The 15,124-nt window shown below is 72.2% G+C and carries 15 protein-coding genes; 9 read left to right on the top strand and 6 right to left on the bottom strand.

Translation table 11 applies throughout. The annotated features are described in order from the left end of the window. Positions 1-92: 92 nt before the first annotated feature. Together ABT063_RS03450 and ABT063_RS03455 are read right to left on the bottom strand one after the other, a co-directional pair. Positions 93-974, bottom strand: a complete 882-nt coding sequence (locus ABT063_RS03450; RefSeq protein ID WP_351055399.1) for a YegS/Rv2252/BmrU family lipid kinase — start codon at positions 972-974, stop codon at positions 93-95. A gap of 58 nt (positions 975-1,032) precedes the next feature. Beyond that, the gene (locus tag ABT063_RS03455) at positions 1,033-2,628 is read right to left on the bottom strand and encodes an FAD-binding oxidoreductase (protein WP_351055400.1); all 1,596 of its coding nucleotides are present in this window, start codon (positions 2,626-2,628) and stop codon (positions 1,033-1,035) included. Positions 2,629-2,696: 68 nt separating this feature from the next. Here ABT063_RS03455 and ABT063_RS03460 point away from each other — a divergent pair, with 68 nt between their 5' ends. Together ABT063_RS03460 and ABT063_RS03465 are read left to right on the top strand one after the other, a co-directional pair. Continuing rightward, positions 2,697-3,293, top strand: a complete 597-nt coding sequence (locus ABT063_RS03460) for a TetR/AcrR family transcriptional regulator (RefSeq protein ID WP_351055401.1) — start codon at positions 2,697-2,699, stop codon at positions 3,291-3,293. After that, complete coding sequence (locus tag ABT063_RS03465) at positions 3,290-4,843, top strand: glycerol-3-phosphate dehydrogenase/oxidase (RefSeq protein WP_351055402.1); 1,554 nt, start codon at positions 3,290-3,292, stop codon at positions 4,841-4,843. Before ABT063_RS03460 ends, ABT063_RS03465 begins: the two co-directional genes overlap by 4 nt. 52 nt (positions 4,844-4,895) lie before the next feature. Here ABT063_RS03465 and ABT063_RS03470 read toward each other — a convergent pair whose 3' ends face one another. The 3 genes from ABT063_RS03470 to ABT063_RS03480 form a co-directional block, all read right to left on the bottom strand. Continuing rightward, positions 4,896-5,534, bottom strand: coding sequence for an SAM-dependent methyltransferase (locus ABT063_RS03470; protein WP_351055403.1), 639 nt, complete (start codon positions 5,532-5,534; stop codon positions 4,896-4,898). 176 nt (positions 5,535-5,710) lie between these two features. Further along, positions 5,711-5,986 carry a hypothetical protein gene (locus ABT063_RS03475; RefSeq protein WP_351055404.1) on the bottom strand — a complete coding sequence of 92 codons (276 nt, stop codon included), beginning with the start codon at positions 5,984-5,986 and terminating at the stop codon, positions 5,711-5,713. Positions 5,987-6,058: 72 nt separating this feature from the next. After that, entirely contained in the window at positions 6,059-8,008 is a 1,950-nt protein-coding gene (locus ABT063_RS03480; protein ID WP_351055704.1) for a DUF1996 domain-containing protein, read from the bottom strand. Positions 8,009-8,581: 573 nt separating this feature from the next. On the opposite strand from ABT063_RS03480, the gene ABT063_RS03490 reads away from it, so the two are divergent. Beyond that, positions 8,582-9,712 carry an acyltransferase family protein gene (locus tag ABT063_RS03490; protein ID WP_351055405.1) on the top strand — a complete coding sequence of 377 codons (1,131 nt, stop codon included), beginning with the start codon at positions 8,582-8,584 and terminating at the stop codon, positions 9,710-9,712. A 58-nt stretch (positions 9,713-9,770) separates the two neighbouring features. Beyond that, the gene (locus tag ABT063_RS03495; RefSeq protein ID WP_351055406.1) at positions 9,771-10,304 is read left to right on the top strand and encodes a DoxX family protein; all 534 of its coding nucleotides are present in this window, start codon (positions 9,771-9,773) and stop codon (positions 10,302-10,304) included. Between the two features lie 78 nt (positions 10,305-10,382). Here ABT063_RS03495 and ABT063_RS03500 read toward each other — a convergent pair whose 3' ends face one another. Beyond that, a complete protein-coding gene (locus ABT063_RS03500; RefSeq protein WP_351055407.1) occupies positions 10,383-10,559 on the bottom strand; it encodes a hypothetical protein in 177 nt (58 codons plus the stop codon). Between the two features lie 165 nt (positions 10,560-10,724). On the opposite strand from ABT063_RS03500, the gene ABT063_RS03505 reads away from it, so the two are divergent. The 5 genes from ABT063_RS03505 to ABT063_RS03525 all read left to right on the top strand — a co-directional run bounded on the left by ABT063_RS03505 (position 10,725) and on the right by ABT063_RS03525 (position 14,995). Continuing rightward, a complete protein-coding gene (locus tag ABT063_RS03505; protein WP_351055408.1) occupies positions 10,725-11,414 on the top strand; it encodes a nucleotidyltransferase family protein in 690 nt (229 codons plus the stop codon). After that, the gene (locus tag ABT063_RS03510; protein ID WP_351055409.1) at positions 11,414-11,710 is read left to right on the top strand and encodes a BON domain-containing protein; all 297 of its coding nucleotides are present in this window, start codon (positions 11,414-11,416) and stop codon (positions 11,708-11,710) included. The genes ABT063_RS03505 and ABT063_RS03510 overlap by 1 nt, the downstream gene beginning before the upstream one ends. After that, entirely contained in the window at positions 11,707-12,456 is a 750-nt protein-coding gene (locus ABT063_RS03515) for a metallophosphoesterase family protein (RefSeq protein WP_351055410.1), read from the top strand. Before ABT063_RS03510 ends, ABT063_RS03515 begins: the two co-directional genes overlap by 4 nt. Before the next feature lie 260 nt (positions 12,457-12,716). Continuing rightward, positions 12,717-13,280 (top strand): hemerythrin domain-containing protein, encoded by a 564-nt coding sequence (locus ABT063_RS03520; protein WP_351055411.1) that lies wholly within the window; start codon positions 12,717-12,719, stop codon positions 13,278-13,280. A gap of 449 nt (positions 13,281-13,729) precedes the next feature. Then, positions 13,730-14,995: an MFS transporter gene (locus ABT063_RS03525; RefSeq protein ID WP_502990741.1), complete on the top strand. Its 1,266-nt coding sequence runs from the start codon at positions 13,730-13,732 to the stop codon at positions 14,993-14,995. Positions 14,996-15,124 lie beyond the last annotated feature (129 nt).

A 15,124-nucleotide genomic window follows, 5' to 3' on the forward strand; every position in this document is an offset into this window, starting at 1 on the left:
GTAGGGCGGGGACGACCGCCCGCTCAGGCGGTGCTCACAGGAACGCAGACCCCTCGGGTTCCTTTGTCACCAGCCCACACAGAGCCTGTGCGTCAGTGCAGCACGCTGAGCGCTCCGGGCAGCACCTTGGCGGTGACGGGGAGGACGGCCTCGACCTCGCCGTCGGCACCGTAGGGCACCGCGCGGTCGGCCTCGATGCGGATCTCCCTGCCACGCAGGATGCGCACTTGGGGCCGGTGGACGTGGGCGCCGGTCCTGAGTTCGTTCATCAGGGCGAAGAACAGCCGGCGCGGTGCCTCGGCGATCATCACGACGTCCAGGAGGCCGTCGTCCATGCGGGCGTCGGGGGCGATGACGCGACCCGACCCGTAGAAGCGGGAGTTGGCGGCCACCACCGTGTAGCCGGTGTGCGGGTGTTCCACCCCGTCGACGGTGACCCGGTAGCGCACCGGACGCCAGGTGGTGACGGCCCGCAGTCCGCCCGCGTAGTACGAGGCGGTGCCGCGCAGGAGCTTGGCGCTGTTGGCGTGGCGGTTGGCGACCGCGTCGACACCGGCGTACACGCTGCCGAGGACGACCGTGCCGTCGTGCCCGGCCGAGTGGAGCTCGATGGTGTCGACCGGGCTCGGTTCGTTGTGGAGCAGGATGCGGGCCAGGTCGGCCGGGTCGGTGGGCAGTCCGAGTGCCCGGGCGAAGTCGTTGCCACGGCCCGCGGGGACGATGCCGAACAGCGTGCCGGTGCCGCTGAGGGCTCCGCCGACGCCCCCGGTGATGCCGTCACCGCCGACGGCGAGTACCACCCGTCCCCGCTCCCCGGCGTGCCGGGCCAGCTCCTGGGCGTGGGGCAGGCTGCGGCTGTACTCGGTCTCGATTTCGGCGCCGGCCTCCCGCAGCAGGCGCGCCACGCCGAGCAGCGCCGCGGCTCCGGTGGATCCGCCCGCGGTGGGGTTGACGACGGCGGTGAACTGTCGCATGGGTGTGCCTCCGGGGCGGGCGGGGGGGGTGGGTCGTACCGCGGGCAGGGGTGAGAGTTCAGTCCGTGGGCAGCAGGACACCGGGGTTGAGCAGCCCGGCCGGGTCCAGTCGTCGTTTGACGGCGCGCAGGGCCTCGACGCCGAGAGGGCCCGCTTCCCGGACGTACCAGTCCCGGTGGTCGGTGCCGACGCCGTGGTGGTGGCTGATCGTGCCGCCCGCGGCGAGGATCGCCTCGCCCGCGGCGTGCTTGGCCCGTGTCCAGTGCGCCAGGGCGTCGTCGCCCTGGGCGCAGACCACCGTGAAGTACAGCGAGGCGCCGTTCTCGTAGACGTGGGAGATGTGGCACATGACCAGGGGCGGGGTGCCGGCGCCGGTGAGCGTGGCGGTCAGCGCGTCGCGGACGGAGGCGTACAGCTCGGGGATCCGGGACCAGAAGGTCGCCGTCTCCAGCGTCTCGGCGAACGCCCCGGCGTCGAGCAGGGAGTCGCGCAGGTAGGGGGCGGAGTAGCGGCCTTGGGCCCAGCGCTGTCCCGGCTCCTCTCCCAGAGGGGTCCCGCCGCAGTCGCGCAGCACGGCCGCGGCCCGGTCCCGGCGGTACGCGGTGTCCTCCTCCGTTCCCTCGAAGCCGGCGATCGCCGTGCATCCGGCGGCCCGCTGCGCGTCCACGGAGCCGATGGCGTCGGGCTGGGCGAGGCCGATCAGCGTCTCGGTCTCGTCGGACAGCCGCAGGACGGTCGGCCGGGGTCCGTCCTGGGCGAGCCGGCGCAGCGCGGCGGCGCCCGCCTCGAAGGAGGCGAAGCGCCAGCCTTCGTAGCCGCGGACCTGCGGGACGGGGCGGATCCGGACGGTCACGGACGTGATCACGCCGAACGCCCCTTCGGAGCCGAGCACGAGCTGGCGCAGGTCGGGGCCGGCCGCCGAGCGCGGGGCACGGCCGGTGTCGAGGGTGCCCTCGGGTGTGGCGAGGGTGAGTCCCAGCACCATCTCGTCGAAGCGGCCGTAGCCGGCGGAGGCCTGCCCGCTGGAGCGGGTGGCCGCGAATCCGCCGATGGTGCCCCACTCGTAGGACTGCGGGAAGTGGCCGAGGGTGAAGCCGTGTTCGGCCAGGAGCGCCTCGGCCTGTGGGGCGCGCAGTCCGGGTTGCAGGGTGGCGGTGCGGGAGACCGGGTCGAGGGCGATCAGGCGGTCCATGCGGCGCAGGTCGAGGGCGACGAAGGTGCCCCGCCGCTCCGGGGCGAGGCCGCCGACCACGGAGGTGCCGCCGCCGAACGGGACGAGTCCCAGGCCGTGTTCGGCGCACGTCCGCAGGACGGTGAGCACCTCGTCGTGGCTCGCCGGGAGGACGACGGCCGCCGGAAGGTCGGCGGCGTCGCCGCTGCGCATCCGGAGCAGGTCGGGGGTGGACTTGCCGCGGGTGTGCCGGATCCGCGTCTCGGCGTCGGTGCGCACGTGGTCCTCGCCGTCGACGGCGCTGAGGAGGGCGCGATGTGCGGCCGGGTCCAGCGGTGACGGGGGTACGGGGATGTCCTCCAGGGCGACCGGTTCCGCGCCGCGCGGCTTGACTCCGAGCAACTCGCGCAACAGCCCGACCACCGAGTCCGGCAACGGCTGGGCCTTGGCCGGGTCGCCCCAGCCGCTCCACAGCATGTCCATGGCTGTCGTCCTCACCGATTGTCGCGATGCCGTTCCTGGCTGCCCCATGAGGCGTTACACTGTGACACATGACGCCTATTCGTCACAACCACTCGGACGACGCGGTGCTGGACGCGGTGCGCGACTGCGTCCTGGCCGTGGGGGTCCGCCGCACCACGCTGACCGACGTGGCCCGCCGCGCGGGTGTCTCCCGGATGACGCTGTACCGGCGCTGGCCCGATGTGCGGACCCTGGTCGGCGATCTCATGACCCGCGAGTGGGTCGGCGTGGCCAAGCGGGCCAGGCCCGAGCGCCGTCCCGGGGTGGACGCGCGGAGCCTCATCGTCGACGGGCTGGTGGCCGGCGTGGACGGCTTCCGCGCCCATCCCCTCTTCCGCAAGATCGTCGACGTCGATCCGGAGCTGCTCCTGCCCTACGTACTGGACCGGCGCGGAGCCAGCCAGGACGCGCTGTTGGGGCTGCTGGCGGAGGACCTGCGGGCGGGCCACGCCGACGGATCGGTACGTGTCGACCACACCGAACGACAGGCCCGGTCCCTGCTGCTGATCGTGCAGTCCTTCACCTTGTCCCTGCGGACCATGACCGACGAGGACGACGCCGGGCTGACCTCCGAGGCGTTCCTCGCGGAACTGCGGACCATCCTGGAGAGGACCCTGACGCCGTGAACCGGTCCTCCCTGTCCGCCGTACGACGTTCGCGTGAACTGACCGACACTGTCGACGGACCCGTCGTGGACGTCCTGGTCGTCGGCCTCGGCGCGACCGGTGCCGGAGCCGCGCTGGACGCGGCCGCCCGTGGTCTGACGGTCGTCGCCGTCGACGCCCACGACCTGGCCTTCGGCACGTCCCGCTGGAGTTCCAAGCTCATCCACGGCGGGCTGCGCTACCTCGCCTCCGCCCAGTTCGACGTGGCTCACGAGAGCGCGGTCGAGCGCGGCGTGCTGATGGAGCGCACCGCACCCCACCTGGTCCGCGCCCAGCCGTTCGTACTTCCCCTCACTCCCCTGGTCTCCCGAGGCCAGGCCGCCCTGGCCCGGGCCGGCTTCCGCGCCGGTGACGCCCTGCGGCTGACCGCCCGTACGGCCCGGGCCACCCTGCCCGCGCCGCGCAGGCTGTCCGCGGTGGAGACCCGACACCTGGCCCCGGTGCTGCGCGCCGACGGCCTGCGCGGCGGCCTGCTGTCCTGGGACGGCCGGCTCACCGACGACGCCCGCCTGGTGACCGCGCTCGCCCGCACCGCCGCCGCCCGCGGCGCCCGTATCCTGACCCGCGTCCGGGCCCTGGAGCTCACCGGATCCGGCGCCCGGATACGCGACGAGCTCACCGGCCGGGAAGGGCACATCCGGGCTCGCACGGTGGTCAACGCCTCCGGCGTGTGGGCGGGCGACCTGGTCGACGGCATCCGGATACGGCCGTCGCGCGGCACCCACCTCGTGCTGCGCTCGGAGCACCTCGGACCGCTGCCCACGGGACTGCACATCCCGGTCCCCGGGGAGAGCAACCGTTTCGTCCTCGTCCTGCCCCAGGGTGACGGCCGGGTCTACGTCGGGCTCACCGACGAACCCGTCGAGGGCGACGTCCCGGATGTGCCCGAGGCGCCCGAGACGGACATCGGCTTCCTGCTCGACGTCCTCGGCTGCGTCCTGGACGTCCCCGTCCACCGCGGCGACGTCGTCGGCGCGTTCGCCGGGCTGCGCCCCCTGCTGGACACGACGCCCGACGGTACGGCGGCCAGGACCGCCGACATCTCCCGCCGGCACGCGGTGCTCACCTCACCGGACGGTGTGATCACCGTGGTCGGCGGCAAGCTCACCACCTATCGGCGCATGGCCGAGGACGCCGTCGACGCGGCGGTCACCGCCCGCCGACTCGCCGCCGGCCCGTCCCCCACCGCCTCGCTCCCGCTCGTCGGCGCCGCACCGCCCCACGTCCTCGGCGCCCTGCGGACCCCGGACCGCCTGATCCGCCGCTACGGCACCGAGGCACCGGCCGTCCACGCGCTCGCCGCCCGTGACCCCCGCCTCGGCGAACCCGTACTGCCGGGACTTCCGGTCACCCGCGCCGAACTCCTGTGGGCGGTACGCCACGAGGGGGCGCTCGACGCGGACGACCTTCTCGACCGGCGCACCCGCATCGGGCTGGTGCCGGAGGACCGGGAGGCGGCGCTGGAGGTTGCGCGCGAGGTGGTGGGCGAGGTGTTGGCGGAGCGGGGCTGACGGCCGGGGTGGTTTCGGGCGGCCGGACGGGTGACCCCTGGCTGCCGGCCGCTCAGGCGCCAGTACGCCGGATCCGCCACACGTTGTCGTCGCGGAAGCCGTCGACCCCCTCCGGCGAAACGCTCTGCTTGCGGACCGTGTCCAGCGTTTCCACGCTCCAGCTCTCCTCCGGCAGCGCGAGTGCCGCCAGCGTGCCCTCCAGCGTGGGGAACTCGGCGTCGAAGGGTGGTTCGTCCTGCCACGACGGCCATCCGGCGTGCATGACGATCAGCAGCGTGCCGCCCTGCGCCACAGCCGCGGCAGCCCGTCGTAGGGCTCCATCCTGGTCCCAGGGCACCGGGGACTGCAGGAACTGAGCGCTGACCAGGTCGAACGAGCCCTCCGGAAACGTCACGCCGAGTTCGTGCCGCTCCCACGAGATACGGTCGCTCACTCCGGCCTCGGCGGCGTGACCGGCCGCGCGCTCCAGGGCCGTACGCGAGATGTCGGCTGCCGTGACCCGCCAGCCTTGCGACGCCAGCCACACCGCGTCCGCCCCCTCGCCGCACCCCAGGTCGAGTGCCGTGCCGGGCCTGAGGCCGCTGACCTCGCGCACCAGCAGCGGATTGGGGCGGCCGCTCCAGATGCGCTCGACGCCCTGGTAGCGGGCCTCCCAGAACTCGGCGGCCTGGGTCGGATGGATATGGGTCATGGCGCCCTCCCGGACGGAACACGGCTGGTGGTCAAGGGGTTGGGTCGAGTGGAAAGCTCGTACCTCCCCTTGCCAGGAAGCCTCCGTCGGGACAGGGCCGGGGGCAAAGGAAGTTGCCAGTACGGCAACAAGCAGGGGCCCACCGCCCTGTCGGGCAGCAGGCCCCTGCTCCAGCTCTACTTCCGCTTGGCACGCCCCACGGCCGTCTGCACGTCCGCCTGTACCTCCCGCCGTGGCCGGCCCCGTTCCTTCGAGTACTCCGTCACCGCGGACTGGACGTCACGGTCGAGGTCACGCCAGGCGCGCACCGCGGTCTCGTACGTGACGGTCTGCTGCTTGGTCCACTTGTGGGCGGCGGGCGGCCCGTAGGTGTGGCGCAGCTCGTCGACGCGGTTGTGCGCCTGGTCCGCTGCCCGCTGCTTTTCCACGAGCTCGTCGAATACGTGTCCCACGTGAAGTGATCGTAGGCAGGGTGCCGCCGTTCCGCGCGTCGAGCGGTCGGCCGTACGCCGACCGGGTCGGCCTCACCGGGTACCGCGCCTGGTGCGCCGGAGCAGTACGAAACCGGAGATCAGGAGGATCGCCCCGGCGGCGGCCGGCCACAGCTGGGTCCCCGTGTCGGCGAGCCCGCCTCCGGTCGCCTGCGGTTCGGTCTGCGAACCGGCGGGAGACTCCGCGGCGGCGGCTGTGGCCGACGGGCTGCTGGACTCGTCCGCCGGGCCGTCGGCCTGGTCCCTTGTCCAGGCCTCGGGCGACGTCCCGGCGGCGCTCTGTGCGGGCGTGGGCGTGGCGTCGGCCTTGGGTTCGTCGGCGTCGGGTGCGGTGGGTGCGCCGCCGTCCGGCTTCGCCGGGGCCGGTGCGCTGGTCGAGGGGGCCGCGGTCGGCTTGTCCGCGGAACCGGAACCGCCGGGCTTCTCGTCACCGCCGGGCTTGTCGCCGTCGTTTCCGCCGCCCGGGGCGTCCGGGGTCGGCTTCGGCTGCTCCTGGGGCTGCTCCGGCTGCTCCTCGCCGGAGCCGTTGCCGGAGCCCTCGTCCGCGCCCACGCCGCACCGGCGGCCGTCGTTGATGCAGTCGACCATGTCCCGCATGAGGGACTCGTCGAAGATGTTGATGAAGTCACCGTGGTCGGTGACGGGCTTGTGCAGCTGCTCGGGGAAGGCGTCGACGGCGAACAGCGGAGTCGTCCGCCCGCCGTCCTTCAGGCTCGGCGCGTCGACGTCGTAGACGATGCGCTGGACCAGCTGCGGGATGGCCTTGAAGCCCTCCGGGCAGGAGCCGTCGGCCTGCGCGAACGCCACGTGCGTGCGGTGGTTGGCGCTGTCGGCGTTGCGTCCGTCCCAGCAGCTCTGGAACTTGAAGGTGCGCACCACGTCGCTGCCCTGCGGGCAGAGCGGGTACCTGTCCTTCAACTGCCGGTCCTCGAAGCCGGTGCAGCTCCAGGACGCGTTGGCGTTGGCGGTTCCGTTGACGAACGCCTTGGCGTCACCGGTGATGATGCGCAGCAGCCGGGGCATGGCCGTGACCTTGCTCTGCGGGCTGCCGACGAAGGTGAGGGTGACCGCCTTGGGCGTCACGATCTCGCCGATGTTGCCCTCGATGCCGCCGCCGGGGGCGTTGGCGTCCTGCTCCTGGGTGCCGTTCTGCAGCCGCAGCACGGGCCAGTAGTAGGAGGACTTGTCTCCCTTGTCCTGGCAACTCGTGTCGCCGTTCGCCAACTCCTCGTCGTCGGAGAAGGCGTTGTTGGCCTGGTTGCCGACGTAGTCGTGGAAGTGGTGGGCTCCGTTGGTGACACCGGGGGCGACGATCACATTGTCCGAGTTGAACAGGCCGTTCTCGTTGACGCCGCAGTCGGTGACGAAGGTGCCGCGCGACGCGTCCGCCCGGGGAGCGGGGCTCTGACCGGTGACCGGGGCGGTTTTGATGTCGGCGTAGTCGGCGGCGACGGGGCCGTTGCCCTGCTGCTGCTCCTGACCGCCGTCGGCGTTGCCCGCCTCGTCCCGGCCACTGTTGGCGTCCTCGGCCCGGTCGCCGTTGGCCGCGTCGACCTGGTCGCCGGTCGGGCGGAGTTCGCAGGCCGCCAAGGTGTCGAGACCCTCCGGGCGCTCTCCCACCCGGTCGATGGCGGCGGCGATGCGCTCGATCGTCGCGGCCCGTTCCTCCTTCAGCGGATCGATGATCTCGCTGCCGACGGCACCGGAGTCGCCCTGCGCCGCGCGTGCCGGATCCCGCAACTGCCCGTACGCGTCGGCTATCTGCTGGTCGAGGAGCGCGAGCTCCTTGTCGACGTCCGCCCTCGTCCCCTCCGGCACTTCCGTCAACTCGGCGCCGACGTCCGGGCAGTCGATCGTGGCGGCTCCCGCAGAGCGGCCGGACTCCGCGTCGCCGGACTGCTGGGCCGACACGCCGCCGCCCGGGTCGCCTTCGGTTGCCGAGGCGTACACATTGGCCGCCACCAGCCCCCCACCGCCCAGCATCAGTGCCACTGCGGCGAAGGTCGCACGTTGTGTGCCTGTCGGGCGTCTGCGTCTGTTGCGTCCCACGAAAGTACTCCTGCGCGTGTCGGCCGTCCGAGCGTGGAAATCCCCCGCCCCATACGGAGGAGGAGCCTCGGGTGTTCAAACGACTCGGAAATTCACAGGAGTCTCTTACGGGCCCGGGTGCCGCCGACCGCGTCCGTCCTGCCGTTGCGGCGCTGTGAGCACGGCAAACGAGGTGCTGAACGTCGTGGACGTCGAAGCCACCTGCCGGCCCGGCTTCCCGCCCCCGGGGCGCGGTCAGCGAGAGTCCGGCAGTGCCGGGCCACGGGCACGCCGTACCCCTTCGGCCGGAGCCGCAGCAACGCCAAGGCGGTCTTCACCGAAGCGCACGGCCTGCGCAAACGCCCCGGAACATCGCGGCCCTCGCCCTCGATCTGGCCGGGCGGGACGACTGGCCGCGCATGTGAGGTACGGCACTGCTCGTGACCAAGTCGCAGGGGAGACGGGTTCCGTGCCCGGCGCGAGAAACGACACACGTTTGCGCGGCGCGGAATCGGTCAGCCGACCGGGATGCCGCAGAGTGATCCCTCGACGAGTGAACGCGCCAGACACGCCGAGCCGGCCAAGGAGGCGGGCGGCCTCGAACCGGCAGGCAACCGGGACGCGTTCTTCGACAACGCGAAGTACCTGGCCATCGTGCTGGTGGCGGTCGGGCACGCCTGGGAGCCGTTGCGCGACGACAGCAAAGTCGTCACCGCGCTCTACACGACGGTGTACGCCTTCCACATGCCGGCGTTCATCATCATCGCCGGCTATTTCTCCCGCGGCTTCGACGCTGCCCCGAGGCGCATCCAGCGCCTGGTGACCGGCGTGGCCCTGCCGTATGTGATCTTCGAGGTCGCCTACACCCTGTTCACGAGGTGGAGCGACCACGTGCCGGACCGGCCGATCAGCGTGCTCGAACCGCTGTATCTGACGTGGTTCCTGGCGGCGTTGTTCATCTGGCGGCTGACCACCCCGTTGTGGCGGATCGTGCGAGGGCCGCTGCCGCTCGCGCTGGGTGTCGCGATGCTGGCCACCATGTCGCCGGCCATCGGCGAGGACCTGGATCTGCAGCGGGCTCTGCAGTTCCTGCCGTACTTCGTGCTGGGTCTGTGTCTGAAACCGGAGCACTTTCAGCTGGTGCGGCATCGCGCCGTGCGCTTCCTGGCCGTGCCGGTCCTCGTGTCGGCCTTCGTCGTCGCCTACTGGTCGCGCCCGTACATGAGCCCCGCCTGGTTCTACCACCGCGACAGCGCCGAGGAGATCGGGGCGCCGGTGTGGGCCGGGCCCGTGATGACGCTCGCGGTCTTCGGCTGCTCCACGGTCCTGGTGATCTGTTTCCTCGCCCTGGTGCCCCGACGCCGCATGTGGTTCACGGCGCTCGGCGCGGGCACGCTGTACGGCTACCTGCTGCACGGCTTCGTCGTCCAGGGCGTCAAGCCCTTGCATGTGTACGACCACGCGTGGGTGCACGGTCCGCTCGGGGTGACCGCCGTCTCGGTCGTGGCAGCCGTGGTGGTGACCTTGCTGTGCACCTCTGGGGTGCGCCGCGTCTTCCGGTTCGCGGTGGAGCCGAGGATGACGTGGTTCTTCGAGGCCGCGGCGGCCCGCCGTACGACAACGGCGTCGTCTCTACAACGGCGTGTCGGTGTCGAATGAGCCCGTCTCCGTCGGGAACCCGGAGACGGCAGCAGGCACCCACATTCTGGAGAGGGTCATGAGTCTCTTGCGCTTGGTCGGTCGCCCCATGCTCGCCTCCATGTTCGTCTCCGGCGGCCTCAGCTCGCTGCGCGAGCCCGAAGCGGTGGCGCCCGCGGCCGAACCCGTCGCACAACCGGTCACCGAACGCGTCGACGTCCTGCCGGACCGCACCGAACAACTCGTACGTCTCAACGGCGCCGTACAGGTCGCGGCGGGCGTCCTGCTCGGCATCGGCCGGGTTCCCCGGGTGGCGGCCCTGGCCATCGCCGCCACGCTCGTCCCCACCACGATGGCCGGACACCGCTTCTGGGAGGCCGAGGATCCTCAGGAGCGGGCCGAGCAACGCATCCATTTCCTGAAGAACCTCTCGATGCTCGGCGGGCTGCTCATCGCGGCCGACGACACCGCCGGTCACCCCTCCTTGTGGTGGCGCGGCCGGCACACCGCCCATGACCTGCGGCGCGAGGCGAACCTGGTACGCCGCTCGGTCCACGCCACCGCACGGCCCGCCGCCGCGGCCGGACACCTGCGGGCCAGGCTGCCCGCCTGACCGACCGGCCTGACCGACCGGCCTGACCGACCGGCCTGGCCGACAGGGTGGGCGCACAATGCGCCGCGCAGGGGCACGTCAGATGGTGTGCCCCTGCGCCGTCAGCCAGCGGTGGACCGTTTCCTTGTCCGCGGGAGTGATCCGGACGGGGCCCTCGACGTGCGGACCCTCCCCCTCGTTGAAGCCCGTGTCGGTGACCCGGGCAGTGACCCAGTGGGCCAGGTCCGCGGCGGCCTCGTCCGAGAGCAGGCCCATGAGGACCGAGTGCCCGGAAATCAGCGGGAAAGTGATGCTCCCCGCCTTCCGTACGGCGTTCGTGTCGAAGCCGGAGCACCGGGTACTCGGGCCTCCGTCACAGCCCTTCGACCAGGGACCTCTGAAACGGACCGGACGACGGGCCGACCAGGAAAGGGGGCAGCGGTGACGCAGCACGCCGATGACCACGCACTCGGCCAGCACGCCGGCGTCGCGGAGCTCCGTCTGGCCTCGGGAGATCCCCAGCTCGTCCCCCAGAACGAGGCACTCGCGGAGGATCTGCCCCTGGACCGCAACCAGGCCATCCTGCAGGCCACCAAGCAGGTCGCCTCGATCCTGAAACGGGAGGGTCACGCCTTCGCCCTCGCCGGCAGCGTCGCCGTGTACGCCCACGGCGGCACCCAGAACCTCCAGCACGACGTCGACTTCTGCTTCCGCCCCGAGGACGCGGAGGCCGTCGCCGAGACGCTCCGAGAGGCCGGCCTGCCGGTGTACGCGCCGCCGGAGGACTGGCTGCTGAAGGCCAACTGCCTCGGACAGCAGGTCGACCTGATCTTCGAACTGGCCCACCAGCCGGTTACGACGGAACTGCTGGCGCGGGCCGAGGAGCTGTCGGTCGACTCGGTCTTCATGCCGGTGCTGTCGCCGACCGACCTGGTGCACAGCCTCGTGGCGGCCTTCTCCGAGCACCACTGCGACTTCGGGGCGGTGCTGCCCATCGCCCGCACGCTGCGGGAGAAGGTCGACTGGGACGCCGTACGCCAGGCCTGTGGGGACGCCCCGATGCCCGACGCGTTCTTCTACTTCCTGGAGCGGCTGGAGGTCATTCCGCCGAGGCCGAAGGAGGAGCAGTGATGACCGAGCCCGTCGCGGACCACGCGGGCAAAGCCGGCGAGGCCGCCGCGGCCGAGAACGTCGAATACCGTGTCGCCCACCTGCGCGACCGGCTCGCAGCGGAGGAACTCGGCGAGCTGGGCGTACGGGCCGAGGTGCGGGCCGGGGCGGTCGTGGTGACCGGCACGGTCCCCTCGGAGCAGTGCCGCGAGACGCTGCTGCGGACCGTCCACGAGGCGCTGGCCGGGCTCGCCGTGCACACCGATGTCGTGGTGGCGGACAACGCCTCCCCCGACCATGCGGAGGACCTGCCATGATCCGCGTCGCAGCCGTGGGGGACATCCACATGGGGCACGACACCCAGGGTCTGCTGCGGCCCGCCTTCGAGACCCTGCACGACTGTGCCGATCTGCTGCTGCTGGCCGGCGACCTCACCCGCCACGGCACGCCGGAGGAGGCGCGAGTGGTGGCCCAGGAGGTACGGGGGCTGTCGGTGCCGGTCGTGGCGGTGCTCGGCAACCACGACCACCACGACGAGCAGCCCGAGAAGGTCACCGGCATCCTCCAGGATGCGGACGTGGTGGTGCTGGAGGGCGAGGGGACGGTCGTGGAGTGCGGCGGAACGCGGGTCGGCATCGCCGGTACCAAGGGCTTCGGCGGCGGTTTCGTCGGGCGCAGCGCCGGGGAGTTCGGCGAGCCGCTGATGAAGGAGTTCGTCCGCTACACCCGGCGCAGCGCGGACGGGCTGCGCATCGCTCTGGAGGAGCTGGACCAGGACGACTGCGCGGTACGGATCGCCCTCACCCACTTCTCCCCCGTCGCCGACACCCTCGCCGGTGAGCCGCCGGAGATCTATCCGTTCCTCGGCAGCTATCTGCTGGCCGAGGCGATCGACATGGCGGGTGCCGACCTGTCCGTCCACGGCCATGCCCACATGGGCTCGGAGCACGGGATGACGGCGGGTGGCGTACGGGTGCGGAACGTGGCCCAGCCGGTCATCCGGCGGGCGTTCAACGTGTACCAGCTGCACACTGACAGTGACCCCGCCACCGGCACCGGCTGACGGCGGCGCCCCGGCGACTCACGGCGCGGTGAACTCGGGTGTGTGGTCGGAGCCCTCCGGATCCGTGATCGCCACGAAGGGGTGGATGGCGGGCACGCGCCCGCTGACGTTGCCGATGCCGGAAGAGCCCAGGTACTGATCAAAGAGCGTCGCCGCAGATCCTGACGAGTCTGTGACGGCGTAGGACGCACGGCCCGGGGCACTCGGGGTCCTGGCGGGTCCGCCCCGGAGCCGCCACCGCCTGGCTGGAGGTGAAGGGCATGGGACATGAAGGAAACGTCATCGACGAACTGGTGACCGATCATCGGGAGGTCGAGGACATCTTCGGCCGGATCGCGGCGCTTCCGTCCGGCGACAAGGACCGCAAGGTCTACGCCGACCAGGCCACCATGGAGCTGGTACGGCACTCGGTGGCCGAGGAGGCCTACCTCTATCCGGCGGTGCGGGAGCACGTGCCAGGCGGGGACGCGATGGCCGACAAGGAGATCGAGGACCACTCCAGGGCCGAGCAGATCATGAAGGATCTGGAGGACTGCGACGCGGACGATCCCGAGTTCGACCGGCTCATCGGCATGCTGATGAACGAGATCCGCTCGCACGTGGCCGACGAGGAGGAGAACCTCTTCCCCGGGCTGCGCGCGGCATGCCCCGCCGACATGCTCGACGAACTGGGCGACAAGGTGCGCATGGCCAAGAAGGTGGCGCCGACCCGGCCACACCCGTCCGCACCGGACAAGCCTCCGGCCAACAAACTGCTGGCACCGGGGGCCGGCCTGGTCGACCGCCTGCGGGACGCGCTGACGGGCCGCGGCAAGCGCGACTGACACCCACTCCCGTCCCCAGGGCCCGTCGCCACGGCGACGGGCCCTTTTCTGCGCTTCCTTCGCCGCCACCCGCTGTGACGTGCGGCACGGGAAGCGCCGGAGAGGCGGCGCTCCCGCCAACGCTGTGATCAACCGCACTCGGAGCGCCAAGTGCCGTATGCCGTCAGACGGTTGGGAAGACGTGCGGCGGTGGAGCACCGTGTACCGGCACCGACTCGCCCCTCCCCTCTGCCACCATGGTCCGCGCCGTACCCCGGCTCTCAGGAGCAGCCGCGCAGCGCAGCCGGTGTTCCCTTTCTCGCCGACACCTCCACTGAGTCCTCCGACTCGTCTACGAGTAACGCACTGTGCCTTCCTCTCCTGCCTCGCTCTCCCCTGCGCCGGAATCCGCCCACGGGCCGTCCGACGGCACGTCCCGCTCTCCGTGGCGGTCCCTTCGGTACCGCAGCATGCGCTGGTGGTCCTTCGCGAACTTCGTGTCGAACACCGGTACGTGGATGCAGCTCACGGTCCAGAACCTGCTGGTCCTCCAGATCACCGGGTCCGCCGCCGCGACGGGACTGTCCATGTCGGTCCAGGCCGCGCCCGCCCTGCTCATGAGCCTGCTCGGCGGCGCGGCCGTCGACCGCTGGCCCCGCAAGGTGACGGCCACCGTCAGCCAGGCCCTCCTGGGCACGGTCGCCTTCGTGATGGCGCTGCTCGTGGCACTGGACCGGCTCGACATGACCTCTCTGCTGGTGCTGGCCGCCGTGACGGGCATCGTCGCCACCGTCGACAATCCCGCCTGCGCCCTGCTGGGCAACGACCTCGTCCCGCCCGAGGACGTCCCCTCCGCGATCGGCGTGGGCGCGCTGGTGCACAGCGCGGGCCGGCTCCTGGGGGCCGCCCTGGCCGGCGTGACGGTGGGCTTCCTCGGCACGGCCGCCGCGTACACGGCCAACGGGCTGTCGTTCCTCTTCGTCGCCTCGGTCATTCCGTTCCTGCGTCCGGCGCCCGGGGCGGCCCGGCCCACCAAGCCCACCAAGCCCGTGGGGCGCGCGCCCGCCGGGCGGCGCGGCACGGGCCCCGACATGACCGTGCGGCAGGGGCTGGCCTTCTTCGCCCGCCGGCCCCGTCTCGTCGCCCTCGCCGGCGTCACCGGGATCAGCGCGGTCTTCGGGCGCAACTACGGGCTCACCCTGGCCGTCCTGGTCACCGGGCCTCTCGCGGGCGGCGCCGGAGCGTTCGGGACGGTCTCCACCGTCCTCGCCGTCGGCGGCATCGTCGGCGCGGTGCTCGGCGCCCGGCTGCGCCGTCCCTCGGTGCGGCTCGTGGGCACCCTGGCGGCCACGGGCGCGGTGCTCCAGGTGGCGGCGGGGCTGTCGCCGTCGATGGCCGTACTGCTCGTGCTCGTCCTGCCGATGGCCGTGGTGGAGTCCGTCTCCGACACCGCCGGGACTGCCGTCCTGCAGACCGACCCGCCCGCCCATCTGCGGGGCCGGGTGCTCGGCGTGTGGGGCAGCATCGGCACGGTCTGGGGCCTGGGCGGGCCACCCGCGCTGGGCCTCCTCATGGAGCTGGCCGGGGCACGCGGAGCCCTCGTCACCGGCGGGCTGATCATCGCCGGCGCGATCGGGGCCGGCTTCCTCCTGCGGGGCCGCCGGAACCCGACGGTGGTCCTGCGCACGGAGCAGGGCGATGTGGCGGGACGGGCCGAGCTGAGCACGGCGGCGTGAGGGGGCCCGGGTCCACGCTGGGCTCCACGCCGTGCTAGGGCCGTCCGGCGGATCAGGTCGCAGGAAATCGGCGGCGACCCGTTAGCGCAGGTGAGCGGGGGCGATGGACCCCCGCGCGAGCGTATTCGA

The organism is Streptomyces sp. NPDC002838, from assembly GCF_040295365.1.
Taxonomy (GTDB): Bacteria; Actinomycetota; Actinomycetes; order Streptomycetales; family Streptomycetaceae; genus Streptomyces.

What these genes read in the sequence shown, in the direction of transcription:
- ABT063_RS03450 (WP_351055399.1), bottom strand. Translation starts at nt 974, where the DNA reads ATGCGACAGTTCACCGCCGTCGTCAACCCCACCGCGGGCGGATCCACC.
- ABT063_RS03455 (WP_351055400.1), bottom strand. Translation starts at nt 2,628, where the DNA reads ATGGACATGCTGTGGAGCGGCTGGGGCGACCCGGCCAAGGCCCAGCCG.
- ABT063_RS03460 (WP_351055401.1), top strand. Translation starts at nt 2,697, where the DNA reads ATGACGCCTATTCGTCACAACCACTCGGACGACGCGGTGCTGGACGCG.
- ABT063_RS03470 (WP_351055403.1), bottom strand. Translation starts at nt 5,534, where the DNA reads ATGACCCATATCCATCCGACCCAGGCCGCCGAGTTCTGGGAGGCCCGC.
- ABT063_RS03480 (WP_351055704.1), bottom strand. Translation starts at nt 8,008, where the DNA reads ATGCTGGGCGGTGGGGGGCTGGTGGCGGCCAATGTGTACGCCTCGGCA.
- ABT063_RS03490 (WP_351055405.1), top strand. Translation starts at nt 8,582, where the DNA reads ATGCCGCAGAGTGATCCCTCGACGAGTGAACGCGCCAGACACGCCGAG.
- ABT063_RS03495 (WP_351055406.1), top strand. Translation starts at nt 9,771, where the DNA reads ATGAGTCTCTTGCGCTTGGTCGGTCGCCCCATGCTCGCCTCCATGTTC.
- ABT063_RS03500 (WP_351055407.1), bottom strand. Translation starts at nt 10,559, where the DNA reads ATGGGCCTGCTCTCGGACGAGGCCGCCGCGGACCTGGCCCACTGGGTC.
- ABT063_RS03510 (WP_351055409.1), top strand. Translation starts at nt 11,414, where the DNA reads ATGACCGAGCCCGTCGCGGACCACGCGGGCAAAGCCGGCGAGGCCGCC.
- ABT063_RS03515 (WP_351055410.1), top strand. Translation starts at nt 11,707, where the DNA reads ATGATCCGCGTCGCAGCCGTGGGGGACATCCACATGGGGCACGACACC.
- ABT063_RS03520 (WP_351055411.1), top strand. Translation starts at nt 12,717, where the DNA reads ATGGGACATGAAGGAAACGTCATCGACGAACTGGTGACCGATCATCGG.
- ABT063_RS03525 (WP_502990741.1), top strand. Translation starts at nt 13,730, where the DNA reads ATGCGCTGGTGGTCCTTCGCGAACTTCGTGTCGAACACCGGTACGTGG.